The organism is Citrobacter sp. S55_ASV_140, assembly GCF_018919505.1.
Taxonomy (GTDB): Bacteria; Pseudomonadota; Gammaproteobacteria; order Enterobacterales; family Enterobacteriaceae; genus Citrobacter; species Citrobacter werkmanii.
On sequence record NZ_JAHLQZ010000003.1, the window covers coordinates 67,140 to 82,677 of the forward strand.

Consider the following 15,538-nt stretch of genomic DNA (forward strand, 5'->3'; position numbering starts at 1 on the left):
AACTCTTTGCACTTCCCTGCACTTCCCGACACAGCAAACGGCCATAATTCCTGTTTACTTTTACATAATAAAAACCACGTAAAAACAATGGATTTATGGTGATGTTAAACAATAATCGACTCTCTCGCTGGTTAGCCTTTTTTACGCTTGCAGCGACCTTCGCGTTAGCACTTCCGGCTCAGGCAAACACCTGGCCGCTGCCGCCGCCGGGAAGCCGTCTGGTGGGACAGAATACCGTTCACGTTGTCGAAGACAATGGCGGTTCTCTCGAAGCTATTGCGAAAAAATACAACGTCGGCTTTTTAGCGCTGCTGCAGGCCAACCCCGGCGTTGATCCTTTCGTGCCTCGTCCTGGCAGCGTTTTGACTATCCCATTGCAAACCCTGTTACCGGATGCACCGCGCGAAGGTATTGTCATCAACCTCGCCGAATTGCGTCTTTATTATTACCAGCCGGGGACAAATTCGGTGACCGTATATCCTATTGGCATTGGCCAGTTAGGTGGTGATACGCTGACGCCCACCATGGTAACCACCATTTCCGATAAACGCGCTAATCCCACCTGGACGCCTACGGCAAATATCCGCGCGCGCTATAAAGCAAACGGCATCGATCTTCCTGCCGTTGTCCCTGCCGGGCCAGATAACCCGATGGGCCATCACGCAATTCGCTTAGCCGCATACGGCGGTGTTTATCTGCTGCACGGCACCAATGCTGACTTTGGTATCGGTATGCGTGTCAGTTCCGGCTGTATTCGTCTGCGCGACGGTGATATTGAAACCCTGTTCCGTCAAGTGAAGCCAGGAACCAAAGTCAATATCATTAACACGCCGATCAAAGCCTCGGTCGAACCTAACGGCATGCGACTGGTGGAAGTGCACCAGCCGCTGTCAGAAAAGATCAATGATGACCCGCAACTGCTGCCGATCGTGTTGAACGCCGCAATGCAGACCTTTAAGAATGCGGCGCAAACGGATCCTGCCGTCATGGAACATGCGATGGAGATTCGCTCAGGCATGCCAGTCGATGTCACCCGTCATCACGACGTGGCTCAACAACCGATGTAAACATTACCCATAAAAAAACCCCCGCTGGATTTTATTCCGCGGGGGTTTTTTATTTAACTCGCAGTGGCATTGCGATGGGTTAAATCTTATTTGTAGATAACGGCAGTCCCGTGAAGGGTGTTAGGACCGGTAACGGAAGTAATACGGAAAGACTTCGCGCCCATCTCATCCGCTTTCTGCGCCAGTTGATCTTCCAGAGAACCTAAGTTCGTCCCCGCATTTGCAGAGATAGTACCAACTTTCTGTTGACCTGCAGGCGTGGCCTGAACTTCAACAGCGGCGAAGCTGGCAAATGACAGTGAGCTAAGAACAGCAGCAACAAACAGAGTTTTTACGTTTTTCATAATAGTGACCTTTTGCAGATGAATGGGTGTCGTAATGATTAACTTAACGATCGATAGGTAAATCATAGATGTGATCCATGTCACACGTCAACATTTTTTTATAATGATCGTTATATAAAAGATAAAGACCTTATTTTTCATGCTAATAGCTATAAATTATTTTTATCGCTAATCCGCTGGAGTGTGGGGGGGAATATTTTTATAATGATTATTCAATAAACCCAACAAAGGTACATCGGCGCCATGACAACTGAAACGACAGGTTGTGCAAAAAAAAGCCGTGGCCGACCAAAAGTGTTCGACAGGGAAGCCGCGCTTGATAAGGCCATGACACTCTTCTGGCAGCACGGATATGAAGCGACATCGCTCGCCGATCTCGTGGAAGCAACGGGTGCGAAAGCGCCCACGCTGTATGCGGAGTTTACCAACAAGGAAGGGTTGTTTCGTGCCGTGCTGGACCGCTATATAACTCGCTTCGCGGCGAAACACGAAGCTCAGCTGTTTTGCGAAGAAAAAAGCCTTCAGTCAGCACTGGAAGACTATTTCACCGCCATAGCGACCTGCTTTACCAGTAAAGATACTCCGGCAGGATGTTTTATGATTAATACGTCCGCGACGCTGGCGGCCTCTTCCCGCGAGATCGCCCACACGGTGAAATCACGCCATGCGATGCAGGAACAGACGCTTACCCAGTTCCTTCGTCAGCGCCAGCAGCGTGACGAAATTCCGGCCCACTGCGACGTGCAAAAGCTGGCCGAATACCTGAACTGCATTTTACAGGGTATGTCGATTAGCGCCCGTGAAGGCGCATCATTTGAGAAACTGATGCAGATCGCACACACCACCCTACGGCTGTGGCCCGAACTCATCAAAGCTTAATCCTTTCCTCTCTCTTCCACGAACAGATGACACCGCCGGGGGCTAAAAGCCCTCGGTTTTTTGTACCAATAACCCTTCATTCCTTATTGTTTTCATCGCATTAGCAGATCTTTTTTAAAAAATGTATTGATAACGACAATTATTATCAGCAATATTCGCATTTGTTTTAACACCTGTTTCCCAATGTAACTATCGGTTTCTCTACCGCAATAACAAAAACAGACCGACTTTTTTAAAAGGAATACAAATGCATAAGCGTCTCTGGGTGCTCAATCCGCTCTTATTATCCTTAACCCTACCGGCTATCGCAGCGGAGGAAGAGAATCTCATCGTCAGCGCTAACCGCAGCCAACGCACCGTGGCAGAAATGGCGCAAACGACCTGGGTTATTGAAGGAAGCGAAATTGAACAGCAAGTTCAGGGTGGTAAAGAGTTCAAGGATGTTCTTGCTCAGTTAATCCCCGGAATTGATGTCAGCAGCCAGGGACGAACCAATTACGGCATGAACATGCGCGGTCGCGCCATCGTAGTATTGATAGACGGTGTCCGTCTGAATTCCTCCCGTACCGACAGCCGTCAACTTGACTCCATTGACCCGTTTAACATTGCTCATATTGAAGTCATCTCAGGCGCAACATCCTTGTATGGCGGAGGAAGTACCGGCGGTTTGATCAACATCGTCACCAAAAAAGGTCAGCCTGAGCGTGAAGTCGAACTCGAACTGGGCAGTAAAAGCGGGTTTAATAACAGTAACGATCATGACGAACGCGTCGCCGCCGCGGTGAGTGGAGGAACCGATCGTGCATCCGGTCGTATGTCCGTCGCGTATCAACGGTTTGGCGGTTGGTATGACGGCAACCACGATGCTCTGCTGCTGGATAACACCCAAACCGGCCTGCAGCATTCCGATCGTCTGGACGTGATGGGCACCGGGACGATTGAGCTGGATGATAACCGTCAATTACAACTGGTTACCCAGTACTACAAGAGTCAGGGGGATGAAGATTACGGGCTGGATCTCGGCGAGAACATGTCCGCCGTGACCGGAAACGGTAAAGCTTATACCAGCAGCGGACTGAACTCCGATCGTATTCCCGGCACCGAGCGCCATCTGATCAGTCTGCAGTATTCCGATGCAGACTTCTTTGGTCAGAACCTGGTCAGTCAAATCTATTACCGCGACGAATCGCTAAAATTCTACCCCTTCCCTACGCTGAGCAAAGGCAAGGTCACCAGTTTCTCCGCCTCACAGCAGGATACCGACCAGTTCGGTGCCAAAATTACCCTCAACAGCCAGGTGATGGATGACTGGGAACTGACGTGGGGTATCGATGCGGATCATGAAACCTTCGATTCCAATCAGAAATTCTTCGATCTGGCTTACTCTCTGCCCTCCGGTGGCATGGACAACCGTACCGCTTATACTACCGGGCGTTATCCTGGTTACAGCATCACCAACTTCGCGCCTTTCCTGCAAAACAGCTATGACATAAACGATATCTTCACTCTCAGTGGCGGCGTACGCTATCAATGGACCGAAAACAGGGTTGATGATTTCGTTGGCTATGCCCAACAGCAGGGAATCGCGACGGGCCTTGCAAACTCCGCCGATACCATCCCGGGCGGTAAAACCGATTACGATAACTTCCTGTTTAACGCCGGGATCCTCGCCCACCTGACTGAGCGCCAGCAAACCTGGTTTAATTTCTCTCAAGGCGTTGAGCTTCCGGATCCGGGGAAATATTACGGTAACGGCACCTATTCCCTGGTTGGCGATCATTACCAGCTCCTGCGCAGCGTCAACGTGGCGGATTCTCGCCTGGAAGGGATTAAAGTTAACTCGTACGAGCTGGGATGGCGTTACACGGGCGATAACCTGCGCACGCAACTGGCTGCTTATTACTCCACTTCGGATAAATCGATCGTTATCAACCGCAGTGATATGACCATAAACGTACAGCCCGACGATCGTCGAATTTATGGTCTGGAAGGTGCGGTAGATTATTTCATCGCCGATACTGACTGGAGTCTGGGCGGCAACTTCAACGTCATTAAATCCGAAGTGAAACAAAACGGTAAATGGCAGAAATGGGATGTCACTCTGGCTTCACCATCTAAAGCAACCGCATGGGTCGGCTGGGCGCCTGAACCGTGGTCGCTGCGTGTACAGAGCCAGCAAACATTTGATCTGAGTGACGCCAGCGGCAATAAGCTGGACGGCTATAACACCATGGACTTTATCGGCAGCTATCAGCTCCCGTTAGGTAAGCTGACCTTCAGCGTGGAAAACCTGCTGAATGAAGAGTACACCACGCTATGGGGACAACGTGCGCCACTGCTGTACAGCCCAACTTATGGCAGCCCGTCACTGTATGAATACAAGGGCCGGGGTCGTACCTTTGGTCTGAACTACGCCTTAACCTTCTGATAAAAAAAGCCCCCCAGCCTGAGCGAATGGGGGGCTAATGTTCAGGATAATGCTATTTTACGCTTTGTTATTCAGTACCAACTGTCCGTTGTTATCCAACGGAATTTGCGCGCCGGGGTCCTTATCCATACGAATTTTCCCCTGCTGATCGCCAATTTTGTACGTCACGTCGTAGCCCAGCATTTTTTCTGATTTGTCATACACCGTTTTACAGCGCTGCTGCGTGGTGGTGTACGTATCGTTTTCTTGCATCGAACCCTGGATCTGGTTACCGGCATAGCCGCCGCCTAACGCCCCCGCCACGGTGGCAATATCTTTACCGCGTCCGCCACCAAACTGGTGGCCGATAACACCGCCAGCTACGGCACCTAGCACAGAACCCGCGATACGGTTTTCATCTTGCACCGGCTTGCGGTGCGTGACCGTCACGTTCCGACACTCCTGACGTGGCGTTTTTACCGATTCTTTAATCGGTGTTGCAGAGACAACTTGTGCATACTGTGGGCCACGCTCGAAAACGTTAAGACTGGCCACCGCTGCAACACCCAGCGCAGCAGCTACGCCAATCCCTATACCCGCCAACATTGATTTATTCACGGGACTTCCTCCTTTTTTGCTATTAGCAACAACTTTGCAACAGAAGGTAAGGAATGCCAATCAGATTACGGATGAAAATAGCGGAAGGCAGGGATAAAGCGAGATGATTCAGAGAACTCTGAAGGAAGGCGTCGGATGCGTGAAATTGTCCGACGCCTGAGGTCAATATTAATGCAGTTTCAGACGCGGACGAATCACCCGGTTAATACTGCCGACCAGCATCATCAGGCCGGTTTTGAAGTAACCATGCAGCGCAATCTGATGCATACGATACAGTGAGATGTAGACAAAGCGCGCAATACGGCCTTCTACCATCATTGAACCGCGCGTGAGGTTGCCCATCAGGCTACCGACGGTAGAGAAGTTAGAAAGCGAGACCAGAGAACCGTGATCTTTGTACTGATACGCTTTCAACGGCTTGCCGTTCATCTGCGCCAGGATATTGTTCATCGCGCAGGTCGCCATCTGGTGCGCAGCCTGAGCGCGCGGCGGCACAAATCCACCTTCCGGACGCGCGCAGGAAGCGCAGTCGCCAATCGCATACACGTCAGGATCGCGTGTGCTTTGCAGCGTCGGCTCAACCACCAGTTGGTTAATCCGGTTCGTTTCCAGACCGCCAATATCCTTCATAAAGTCTGGCGCTTTGATCCCTGCGGCCCACACCATCAGGTCAGCCTCAATGTATTCGCCATCTTTGGTATGCAACCCGCCTTCGTCAGCGCTGGTAACCATCGTCTGCGTCAGTACGCGTACGCCCAGTTTGGTTAATTCATTGTGCGCGGCGCTGGAAATCCGCGGCGGCAATGCCGGCAGGATACGCTCACCGGCTTCAACCAACGTAACGTTCAGCGCGTCATTGGTCAGTCCTTTGTAGCCATAACTGTGCAGCTGTTTAACCGCATTGTGCAGTTCCGCGGAGAGTTCAACCCCCGTCGCGCCGCCGCCGACAATGGCAATATTCACTTTACCGTTAACGCCCAGATTCGCGGAATACTTGAGGAACAGATTCAGCATCTCCTGGTGGAAACGACGCGCCTGATGCGGGTTATCAAGGAAAATACAGTTCTCTTTGACGCCCGGCGTGTTGAAATCGTTGGACGTACTGCCCAGCGCCATCACCAGCGTGTCATACGGCACTTTACGCTCAGGAACCAGCAGATCGCCCTTCTCATCGCGCAGCTCAGCGATAGTAATGGTCTTCGCTTCGCGATCGATATCAACCACCGAGCCCAACTGGAACTGGAAGCCATGGTTACGGGCATGCGCCAGATAGCTCAGCGCATCAACACCTTCATCCAGAGAACCGGTCGCCACTTCATGCAGTAACGGTTTCCATAAATGGCTGTGGTTTCTGTCCACCAGCGTAATTTTGGCCTTTTTCTTACGCCCCAGCTTTTTACCCAGCTGCGTCGCCATTTCCAGTCCGCCAGCACCGCCGCCGACAATCACGATCCTTTTCAATGGTGTAGTCAACGTGACCCCCTCAAATTTATTAACCAATTGTTAATTAAAAGTTATTGGCATAGCCTTTAATTAACAACAAGTTACGATAATGAAAATGTCCTTCGAGAGTGAGAATAACACGAACGGTGCATTGGTCATACCAAAATTGATGTGCATCAAGTTTTGATGCTGAAAAGATAGACAACCGGAAGGTTAAGGACAAAAAAAACCAGCCCGAAAGCTGGTTTTTTAGACGCTCATCAGGCTTAACCTAACGTCTTGAACGCCTTAATGCGCTGCAAATGCGGGGAGATATTTTTAAACTTATGCGTCTGCTCTTCGTCCCAGACGATCTCATAAAAATGATGCAGCTCTTCTGACGAGCGCTGACTGTTCAGAGCTTCATCATGGCGAGAGAGGATCACCAGGCAGCGATCGCGGTTCTTTTCACGAAAATTGGTCACGCATTTTGTCGCAATGTCAGCATACTCTTCAGGTCTGTCGATTTTCCCTTCCATATTCTCATATGGGAACAGGTTAGGATTAAATACCACCTGACGAATATCACACAGAAAACCAATACGTTCTGCCCAATATCCCCCCAGCCCGACGCCACAAATCAGCGGACGGTCGTCCACATTAAGCTGCAACATTTTGTCCACTTCTTTCAGCAGATGCTGCATATCATGTTTAGGATGCCGTGTACTGTAGCTAATCAGCCTGACATCCGGGTCGATAAATTGCAGCTGCAACACCTTCTCGTGGTTGCCCGGACTATTAGAGTCAAAACCGTGTAAATAGATAATCATCGCATCCTCGCCAAACGTGCGTTAATGACCTGCTTTCTCTTCCTGCCAGCGCTCATGAAGCTGGTTGAGCTGGGCGCTTACCGTCTTCCAGCGTGTCGAGTCCATCAGTTCCTGACGTGAAAATGAACCTTTATGATACAAACGTGTAACACGTTCTGCATTGATCGGCGACAGATTATCTAACACACTGACCGCTCCCTTACGATTATTGCAGACCAGGATCATATCGCAACCAGCATCCAGCGATGCCTGCCCACGCTCGGCGTAGCTTCCCATAATCGCCGCACCCTCCATCGACAGATCGTCGGAGAAAATAACGCCGTCGAAGCCAAGCTCCTGACGCAGTACCGTCTTCAACCAGTGAGGCGAACCACTCGCCGGACGCGGATCAACATCGCTGTAGATAACGTGCGCAGGCATAATGGCATCGAGTTTGTTTTCCGTAATTAACGCCCGGAACACGGACATATCCTTCGCACGAATCTCTGCTTCTGAACGTGGATCGGTTGGCGTTTCTTTGTGCGAATCCGCCGTCACCGCTCCATGCCCGGGGAAGTGTTTACCGGTGGTCTTCATGCCAGCGGCATGCATACCGTCAATGAAGCGGGTCGCCATCGCCAACGCTTTCAGCGGATCGGCATGATAAGAGCGCTCGCCAATCGCTGCGCTGATATGTCCCACGTCCAGAACCGGTGCAAAGCTAATATCAATATCCATGGCGATCATTTCGCTGGCCATCAGCCACCCCGCGTCCTGAGCCAGTTTGCCGCCCTCTTCCAGACCGTGTAGCGCGGCAAAGGATTGCGCCGCAGGCAGGCGGGTAAAACCTTCGCGAAAACGCTGTACGCGTCCGCCTTCCTGATCAACCGCCACGACCAAATGATTACGTGACGCGCTACGGATCTGACGCACTAACTCACGCAACTGTTCCGGGTCATGATAATTTCGGGTAAAGAGAATCAACCCACCTACCAGCGGATGCGCCAGAATCTCTCGCTCTTCAGCGTCCAGCTCATACCCTTCGACATCCAACATTACTGGGCCCACACTGCTCTCCTCATCCTTTCATTGTTAGCTGCCGCCAGGTTTCATCGGCCAGCCTGATAAATTGTTGATCGCCGGTTTGTCGCCAGCGATACTCAAACCACCCCGCTTTTAGCATGATTACCCAGGGTCGCCATCGCCTGACCTGTCGCCACAAAACGGTTGGCTCAATGCGTGCTCGTCGGCCATAGGCGCTGACCAGCTGTTGGTGCTGGAGTTCATCACTGACCCACACCGCCGCCAGCTCGAGGGCGATATCGCCGTCTCCGGCATATTCCCAGTCAATCAGCCGCAACCCTGACGCCCCGCGCACGATGTTGTCACCGTGGACATCCATATGCAGCGGCCCCAGCCGCAAAGGTCGGGGCTCGCCGCTTTTTCTTAGCCGCTTCAGCGCTCGTAACCAATGTGGTGTACGACGCGCCGGATCACCGCACTGCCAGTACTGTTCGAGTAACGGCAGCAGACTGATTCGCCAGCCCAGTCGGGGTTGCTGATGCAGATAATACAATAAGTCAGCAAGTTCGTCGGCGTCCGGTAATCTGGATTCTACCTTACCCTGAAAAAAGTCGACTGCCATCCAGCCACGCGTATAAAAACGAGGTCGGGGCGCAAGATTTTCCGGTAGGTGTTTTAAGGCATGATATTGGCGCAGAAAATGCGATTCCGGCGCGTCGGGGTCGTGATGGCAGCGCAGCACTAAACGGTGGGTCTGATATTCGATAATGCAGCTCCCGCCGCTCAGGCCGTGGTGGCTGGCTACGACGGGATGATACTGCGGAAAGTAGCGCGACAGCACTTCATCGCGCGTCAGTCTGTTATTGTTGCTGAACGGCACCTTTACCTGACCAGATTATCTCGCCAGTTTGTACCAGCATTAATTGCATTTGCAGTGCCGGCGAATTGACGTTGCCAGATGCGCTGGAGTAGAGCACATACTGCGCACCAACGTTACGGGCAATACCAATCGCTTTGCTGCGCGTTCCAAGGCTATCGTTCGGCGACAGACCTAACTGCTGCTTGGCGACAGCCAGTTGTTGGGCGGAAACCAGGGTAAATTTGCCGTTATTCGCCAGCGCGTTACGTAAGGTTTCAGTCGCTTCGCCAGCGTTCAACGAGCCGTTGGTACGATTATTCACGCTATCAACCAGCAGAACACCACCCGCTTTGACACCATCGGCCTGCAGCATTTTACCTACCATCGGCTGCATTGCGCTGTTCCAGTCGTAGTGACGTTGGCGCGGTGTTGGCTGCGCCGTTTGATCCTCGTGTTCGATCGGACCCGGCTGCTGCGGTATACTTGGCACCGTTGGTACTACTGGTACTGGCTGTTGCGGCTGCGCGGGCTGTTCCGGTACCGGCTTCACTTCCTCTACCGGCGCGGGTTCACGTTGAGCCACACACCCAGAAAGAAACATCGCCAGCGCGGCAAGCAATGCGTAGCGATTCATTTTGATCATCAAGATTCACCCCTTACAAATATAGATAAAGTCTAACCTTGTGCGCCCCCAGATAATTGGCGCTGCCGTACAGTGTGACAGACGAATGAGCCGGGATAGTCACGCTGCGTGGCGCTTCCAGAGGGTGCATCTCCAACCCTCTGGCGTCATACCAGTAAAACCGATAATGCACGGTGACGGATTCTTGTCTTTCGTTATAGAGTCGCGAGGATGCTGAGGCCTGAATATCAGATGTTGTTAACACGGGCTGTTCTGCGGTTATGCCCGCCGCCAGAATCGTTGATTCCATCACCAGAGACTGTTCATCACTGACCGGAATTTCGGGGTGTGAGCGACAGCCTGCCAGCAACAGCAAGCCCAGTGAAAGTGCAATGCATCCTCTGGTCATGCTTAAAGACCTTTATGTGCGAGCATTGGACCAAGCGCACGTCCACCCAACAGGTGCATATGAATGTGATACACCTCCTGGCCGCCGTGACGATTGGTATTCATGATTAAACGGTATCCATCCGCAGCAATACCTTCCTGCTCCGCGATTTTCGCCGCAACGGTAATCATTCGGCCCAGCGCCTGCTCATGTTCTGCCGTCACATCGTTGACGGTGGGGATCAGGATATTAGGGATGATCAGAATATGCGTAGGTGCCTGAGGGGAAATATCACGAAACGCTGTGACCAGTTCATCCTGGTACACGATATCCGATGGAATTTCACGACGGATAATTTTGCTGAATATAGTTTCTTCTGCCACGACGTTTTCCTTTTTCATTAACAGCCCAAGCGTTATGCCATGCTACGCCGGGTAACACTGCGAGTATAGAGTATGAGCGAGTTACTCACGCTCTTTCAACTTTAACCCTCGATTTTTTAAGCAAAAACCCTGGTCAGCGCCGCTCTTATAACCATTTCCCTATGCTATCGCTTAAGCATAGTACTGAAACGATGCTTCATTTGTGCCGTATCATCTGTATGCGTATGGAATGTTAGTGGTTATAGAGAATCTCAATGATTCTCCCATAGAGAGGGATTACGTGGAGCAATCAACTGGCGTGCTAATCGCCGGTACTCAGTGTGGAAAAACAACACTGTATAACTCAACTCAAAAAGCAGCTCGCCAGATAACTGCGCCTGGCAGCCAAACAAAGGCAAAAAAGCCCGCTTAGTTTCCTAAGCAGGCTTTTTAAATTTGGCTCCTCTGACTGGACTCGAACCAGTGACATACGGATTAACAGTCCGCCGTTCTACCGACTGAACTACAGAGGAATCGTTGTGGAGGCTAATCTTAGCGGCGAAATTTTTTTTGTCAAACCCCATTTTCCTGAATAACGCTCAATTGATGCTTCTCTCGACAGTTTGTTGCATTTGCAGACATTTTAAATGGAAAAAACTTTGCAGCTTTTTGGATTCTCCCTCATCATTTGAAATGAGGTTTCAACTTTCTTCTTTAAGGTCCACTTTGAACGTCTCCGCTGCCTTACGTCAGGTCGCTTCCCGCACGCCCTGGTATGCCAAACGCAAGAGTTATAAAGTTCTCTTTTGGCGCGAAATCACTCCGCTTGCGGTCCCTATTTTTCTGGAAAACACCTGTGTGCTGTTAATGGGTGTCCTGAGTACCTTCCTGGTGAGCTGGTTGGGAAAAGAAGCGATGGCAGGTGTCGGTCTCGCCGACAGTTTCAATATGGTTATCATGGCATTTTTCGCCGCCATCGATCTGGGTACCACGGTGGTAGTCGCCTTTAGCCTGGGAAAACGAGATCGGCGCAGGGCCAGAGCTGCTGCCAGACAATCGCTGGTGATCATGACGATTTTTGCAACCGTACTGGCTGCAGTCATTCACTATTTTGGTCAACAGATTATTGACGTTGTCGCAGGTGAAGCAACGCCAGACGTTAAGGCTTTGGCACTTACCTATCTGGAGCTAACTGTGCTCAGCTACCCGGCGGCAGCTATTGCGTTAATCGGTAGTGGTGCCCTACGCGGTGCGGGCAATACCAAAATACCGCTGTTGATTAATGGCGGCATGAATATTCTGAATATCGTCATCAGCAGTATCCTGATCTACGGGATTTTTTCCTGGCAAGGACTGGGATTCGTGGGGGCCGGACTCGGACTAACCATTTCACGCTACATAGGTGCGATCGCTATTATTTGGGTACTGATGATTGGTTTTAATCCGGCGTTACGTATCACTTTCAAAAGTTATTTTAAGCCACTCAACCTCGCCATTATCTGGGAGGTGATGGGGATCGGTATTCCAGCCAGCATCGAGTCAGTGCTGTTTAATGGCGGTAAACTGTTAACGCAGATGTTTGTCTCAGGGATGGGCACCAGCGTAATTGCAGGAAACTTCATTGCATTTTCTATCGCCGCGCTCATCAACCTACCGGGAAATGCTTTAGGCTCTGCGTCGACAATCATCACCGGCAGGCGTTTGGGAAACGGCCAGATTGCCCAAGCCGAAATTCAGTTACGGCATGTATTCTGGCTGTCGACCATTGGTTTAACTGCCATTGCCTGGCTAACCGCCCCTTTTGCTGGCGTAATGGCCTCGTTTTATACCCAGGATCAGGACGTAAAAGAGGTCATAGTCATTCTGATTTGGCTCAATGCGGCATTTATGCCGATATGGGCAGCCTCCTGGGTATTACCTGCTGGGTTTAAGGGCGCACGCGATGCCCGTTTCGCAATGTGGGTATCTATGCTGGGCATGTGGGGCTGTCGCGTTGTGGTAGGTTACACCCTGGGGATCGTTTTAGGATGGGGCGTAGTCGGCGTCTGGTTAGGGATGTTCTTCGACTGGGCCGTACGCGCCGCATTATTTTACTGGCGTATGGTGACCGGCCGCTGGTTATGGAAATACCCGCGTCCCGAACAGGAAAAGTGCATAAAACAACCTGTTGCGCCTGAATAATCGGCGAAATGGGGAATATTTCGGCAAACGATTGAATTTATCGATTCAGGCTTTGACATCGCTGAGTGGTGTCGCTAATATGCGCCTCGTTCACACGATTCCTCTGTAGTTCAGTCGGTAGAACGGCGGACTGTTAATCCGTATGTCACTGGTTCGAGTCCAGTCAGAGGAGCCAAATTCAGAAAAGCCTGCTTTCGAGCAGGCTTTTTGCTTTTTTGCGTCTCTGGTGTTAACACAGAATCGCATCCAGCCTGGCAAGCACCTCATTGACAACGGCGTCAGGTATGCGTTCCAGACGCTTGCCGTTCCGGGCCGCCATATCTATAGTTCTGTGCTAGTCGCAGCGAATAACGGGGCCGTTTCTGGGGTTCAATAATCAGGCAGCCATCATCAATGGTCATGCCCACTTCGCTGTCCGTCGACAGCCCCAGCGTTTTCAGCACGGCGGGAGGGACCGCCAGCATGATGGATCCGCCCACCTTTTTCAGACGAGTGGTATACATAGGCTTCAGCAATCAATCCGTCACCTTTAGGCCAGCGGCGGATAAGCGCAATAATAACCGCAACGCCACAACAATCCCTTGCTCTTCAAGGAAGACATTAATCTACTTTCATCTGTCTTTTGCGAAAGAAAACCAATGCTGGAACGGTATGAATGAGAAGCATACGAATAATATGATTCGCCATAACAAAGCTCGCATCCGCTTTTAACGCCAGCGCGGCAAATGACATCGACTCTACGCTGCCGGGAACCCAGGAGAGCATCAACACCGGGAAGGGATAATCCAGCAAGCGCGCCGAGATAAATGCCATGATTATCGTCACCCCCAGTCCAATCAGAACAAGCTGTACCGAAGACCAAAGATGACGACTAAATTCAGCCATCGAATAAGTCGTAAAATGATGCCCCAGCAAGATCCCCATCAACACCATGCTAATCTGGTTAAAGAGATCAGGAAAAATTAGTGGTTGTGAAGATAAAGGGTGCAATGCCGCCGCGCAAACCAGCGAGGTTATCATAAAGGGTGCCGGGAAATGTAAGCGCTCCAGAAACTTCCCCGCAATATATCCTGCTAATACCATTCCGGTCAGCCAGAGCAGATTGTGCCCGGAGAAAAAAACGGCTGGAGTCGCAGCCAGAATATCTGCAGATGCCCCACGCGTGATATACCCGGCCAGAAACGTCAGGGTAATGAGACGCAGAGAATGCGAGATCACAATCTTTTGTGGCGGCGTCTTAATATGGGAGGCTAACGCCAGTACCGCCGCCATCGCTCCTGGCACCGCACCTAAAAGCGCCTCTTCTTTACTCCAGCCTAACCGCCGCACACACCAGAAGTAACTCAAGGTAAATTGTAAAGATAAGCAGAGTAATAACAAAGCAAACAAAAGGCTTATCTGCCGATGCTCGCCATATGAAAAATCTCTGAACATAATCCCTATCGAGATTCCGAGAGAAAGCTGGATAACCGTGATACTCCCCGGCATTGAGGATACGGAGAACCCAATACGTTTGAGCATAAGCACGGTAAAAAGGGCACCAAACATCATGCCCAGCGGAACGTTACAGAAAGTGAATCCCTGCCCGACGAGAAAACAGAGGATAATACCTGCCAATACTCTCATCCAGTACCTCTCCAGGCCGGTTGTTCTGATAACAATAGTTTTCGCCGGCACCGTCATGAATATATTCAGTGCACCGTATCTTTAACCCAATGCGTATTATCGATCACCCATTGCGTTAGCATCGCAAGATGTTCCTCAATCTCACGACTGGACTCACCTTCAACAATAGCACTGACAATCTCACCATTCGTCAGTTTCATCACATCGTAATGACGTCCGACAACACCTGTAGCCCGATAATTGATCACAAAAGGTAACGGACATTTATCCGCAATAGCCTGTAAGGTTCCTTGAGAAGGCGGCACATTCAGTTGTCCAACCCGGATAACAGGTATTCTTTGCGCTAAATCCCGCGGATACGTTTCGTTCAGACAGGCCTTCAGCCATGTCATACGCGGATCGAGGCCAAACGCCGCACCTAATTCTTCATTAACGAAACATCCGCCTAACCGGCAGGCAAGCTCGCCGAAAATAATATTACCGCCCTGATCCACAAATACCTCAAGATGAAGTAAGGTGTTTTTCTCAATAGGGAAGACTTCTTTCGCAAGGTATTTTGTATAGTCAATCAACTTCTGGTGTAGTGAATTATCATCTTCCATGACCAGCCCTAAGGTTTGCCCTGATAGAAAATCAAGACAAGATACCGTGGCCCGAGAGGCGGAAATAAATATGGGTTTCCCCTGCAGATACAACGCGTTGATCTGATAAGCCTCACCTTCAATAAACTTCTCGATTAACAGATTATGGTATTCAGAGGATTTCATCTGCGCCAGATATTTAAATAACTGACCTTCATTTTTTAAAACCACCACCCCCAGAGATCCACGTCCATCATTTGGTTTTATCACGCAGGGATATCCGTGTTGCGCAATAAATGAGGCCATTGCCGTCGCATTTCCCACGCGAGCCATTGCTGGAATCGGTAACT

16 protein-coding genes and 2 tRNA genes are annotated in these 15,538 nt (G+C 50.7%); 5 read left to right on the forward strand and 13 right to left on the reverse strand.

Annotated elements, in window-relative coordinates:
- The first annotated feature begins 101 nt into the window (after positions 1-101).
- The gene (locus KQJ18_RS01295; RefSeq protein ID WP_087857773.1) at positions 102-1,067 is read left to right on the forward strand and encodes a L,D-transpeptidase family protein; all 966 of its coding nucleotides are present in this window, start codon (positions 102-104) and stop codon (positions 1,065-1,067) included.
- A gap of 86 nt (positions 1,068-1,153) precedes the next feature.
- Here KQJ18_RS01295 and bhsA read toward each other — a convergent pair whose 3' ends face one another.
- Positions 1,154-1,411, reverse strand: coding sequence for a multiple stress resistance protein BhsA (gene bhsA / locus KQJ18_RS01300; protein WP_029139491.1), 258 nt, complete (start codon positions 1,409-1,411; stop codon positions 1,154-1,156).
- A gap of 243 nt (positions 1,412-1,654) precedes the next feature.
- On the opposite strand from bhsA, the gene comR reads away from it, so the two are divergent.
- Complete coding sequence (comR, locus tag KQJ18_RS01305; RefSeq protein ID WP_038639835.1) at positions 1,655-2,290, forward strand: TetR family copper-responsive transcriptional repressor ComR; 636 nt, start codon at positions 1,655-1,657, stop codon at positions 2,288-2,290.
- 247 nt (positions 2,291-2,537) lie between these two features.
- Positions 2,538-4,718 (forward strand): TonB-dependent siderophore receptor, encoded by a 2,181-nt coding sequence (locus KQJ18_RS01310; protein WP_038639832.1) that lies wholly within the window; start codon positions 2,538-2,540, stop codon positions 4,716-4,718.
- Positions 4,719-4,775: 57 nt separating this feature from the next.
- On the opposite strand, the gene KQJ18_RS01315 is transcribed toward KQJ18_RS01310, so the two are convergent.
- The 9 genes from KQJ18_RS01315 to KQJ18_RS01355 all read right to left on the reverse strand — a co-directional run bounded on the left by KQJ18_RS01315 (position 4,776) and on the right by KQJ18_RS01355 (position 11,333).
- Complete coding sequence (locus KQJ18_RS01315; RefSeq protein ID WP_003030814.1) at positions 4,776-5,315, reverse strand: glycine zipper 2TM domain-containing protein; 540 nt, start codon at positions 5,313-5,315, stop codon at positions 4,776-4,778.
- Between the two features lie 168 nt (positions 5,316-5,483).
- Positions 5,484-6,788, reverse strand: coding sequence for an NADH-quinone dehydrogenase (gene ndh / locus KQJ18_RS01320; protein ID WP_038639829.1), 1,305 nt, complete (start codon positions 6,786-6,788; stop codon positions 5,484-5,486).
- A gap of 236 nt (positions 6,789-7,024) precedes the next feature.
- Complete coding sequence (gene ycfP, locus KQJ18_RS01325) at positions 7,025-7,567, reverse strand: alpha/beta hydrolase YcfP (RefSeq protein ID WP_003030817.1); 543 nt, start codon at positions 7,565-7,567, stop codon at positions 7,025-7,027.
- 21 nt (positions 7,568-7,588) lie between these two features.
- On the reverse strand, positions 7,589-8,614 hold the full coding sequence (gene nagZ, locus KQJ18_RS01330) for a beta-N-acetylhexosaminidase (protein ID WP_216421265.1): 1,026 nt from the start codon (positions 8,612-8,614) through the stop codon (positions 7,589-7,591).
- Between the two features lie 10 nt (positions 8,615-8,624).
- Entirely contained in the window at positions 8,625-9,449 is an 825-nt protein-coding gene (gene thiK, locus KQJ18_RS01335; RefSeq protein WP_069323338.1) for a thiamine kinase, read from the reverse strand.
- Complete coding sequence (gene lpoB / locus KQJ18_RS01340) at positions 9,430-10,071, reverse strand: penicillin-binding protein activator LpoB (protein ID WP_038639817.1); 642 nt, start codon at positions 10,069-10,071, stop codon at positions 9,430-9,432. The genes thiK and lpoB overlap by 20 nt, the downstream gene beginning before the upstream one ends.
- A gap of 13 nt (positions 10,072-10,084) precedes the next feature.
- Positions 10,085-10,459, reverse strand: a complete 375-nt coding sequence (locus tag KQJ18_RS01345) for a YcfL family protein (RefSeq protein WP_038639814.1) — start codon at positions 10,457-10,459, stop codon at positions 10,085-10,087.
- A 2-nt stretch (positions 10,460-10,461) separates the two neighbouring features.
- Positions 10,462-10,821, reverse strand: coding sequence for a purine nucleoside phosphoramidase (hinT, locus tag KQJ18_RS01350; protein ID WP_003030826.1), 360 nt, complete (start codon positions 10,819-10,821; stop codon positions 10,462-10,464).
- A 436-nt stretch (positions 10,822-11,257) separates the two neighbouring features.
- A tRNA-Asn gene (locus KQJ18_RS01355) sits at positions 11,258-11,333 on the reverse strand.
- 160 nt (positions 11,334-11,493) lie between these two features.
- On the opposite strand from KQJ18_RS01355, the gene KQJ18_RS01360 reads away from it, so the two are divergent.
- A complete protein-coding gene (locus tag KQJ18_RS01360; RefSeq protein WP_121528886.1) occupies positions 11,494-12,981 on the forward strand; it encodes an EmmdR/YeeO family multidrug/toxin efflux MATE transporter in 1,488 nt (495 codons plus the stop codon).
- A 99-nt stretch (positions 12,982-13,080) separates the two neighbouring features.
- Positions 13,081-13,156 (forward strand) — tRNA-Asn (locus KQJ18_RS01365).
- Between the two features lie 103 nt (positions 13,157-13,259).
- Here the strand turns inward: KQJ18_RS01365 and KQJ18_RS01370 are convergent.
- The 3 genes from KQJ18_RS01370 to KQJ18_RS01380 form a co-directional block, all read right to left on the reverse strand.
- Entirely contained in the window at positions 13,260-13,484 is a 225-nt protein-coding gene (locus KQJ18_RS01370) for a hypothetical protein (RefSeq protein WP_087857776.1), read from the reverse strand.
- 97 nt (positions 13,485-13,581) lie between these two features.
- The gene (locus KQJ18_RS01375) at positions 13,582-14,664 is read right to left on the reverse strand and encodes an AbrB family transcriptional regulator (RefSeq protein WP_223851240.1); all 1,083 of its coding nucleotides are present in this window, start codon (positions 14,662-14,664) and stop codon (positions 13,582-13,584) included.
- 8 nt (positions 14,665-14,672) lie between these two features.
- The coding region (locus KQJ18_RS01380) for an ATP-grasp domain-containing protein (RefSeq protein WP_216421266.1) at positions 14,673-15,538 on the reverse strand (866 nt) is incomplete at its 5' end.

Excerpts from the sequence above, each read along its gene's own strand:
- KQJ18_RS01360 (WP_121528886.1), top strand. The coding sequence starts at position 11,494 with ATGAGGTTTCAACTTTCTTCTTTAAGGTCCACTTTGAACGTCTCCGCT.
- KQJ18_RS01345 (WP_038639814.1), bottom strand. The coding sequence starts at position 10,459 with ATGACCAGAGGATGCATTGCACTTTCACTGGGCTTGCTGTTGCTGGCA.
- bhsA (WP_029139491.1), bottom strand. The coding sequence starts at position 1,411 with ATGAAAAACGTAAAAACTCTGTTTGTTGCTGCTGTTCTTAGCTCACTG.
- KQJ18_RS01370 (WP_087857776.1), bottom strand. The coding sequence starts at position 13,484 with ATGTATACCACTCGTCTGAAAAAGGTGGGCGGATCCATCATGCTGGCG.
- ycfP (WP_003030817.1), bottom strand. The coding sequence starts at position 7,567 with ATGATTATCTATTTACACGGTTTTGACTCTAATAGTCCGGGCAACCAC.
- KQJ18_RS01310 (WP_038639832.1), top strand. The coding sequence starts at position 2,538 with ATGCATAAGCGTCTCTGGGTGCTCAATCCGCTCTTATTATCCTTAACC.
- lpoB (WP_038639817.1), bottom strand. The coding sequence starts at position 10,071 with ATGATCAAAATGAATCGCTACGCATTGCTTGCCGCGCTGGCGATGTTT.
- comR (WP_038639835.1), top strand. The coding sequence starts at position 1,655 with ATGACAACTGAAACGACAGGTTGTGCAAAAAAAAGCCGTGGCCGACCA.
- KQJ18_RS01295 (WP_087857773.1), top strand. The coding sequence starts at position 102 with ATGTTAAACAATAATCGACTCTCTCGCTGGTTAGCCTTTTTTACGCTT.
- KQJ18_RS01375 (WP_223851240.1), bottom strand. The coding sequence starts at position 14,664 with ATGACGGTGCCGGCGAAAACTATTGTTATCAGAACAACCGGCCTGGAG.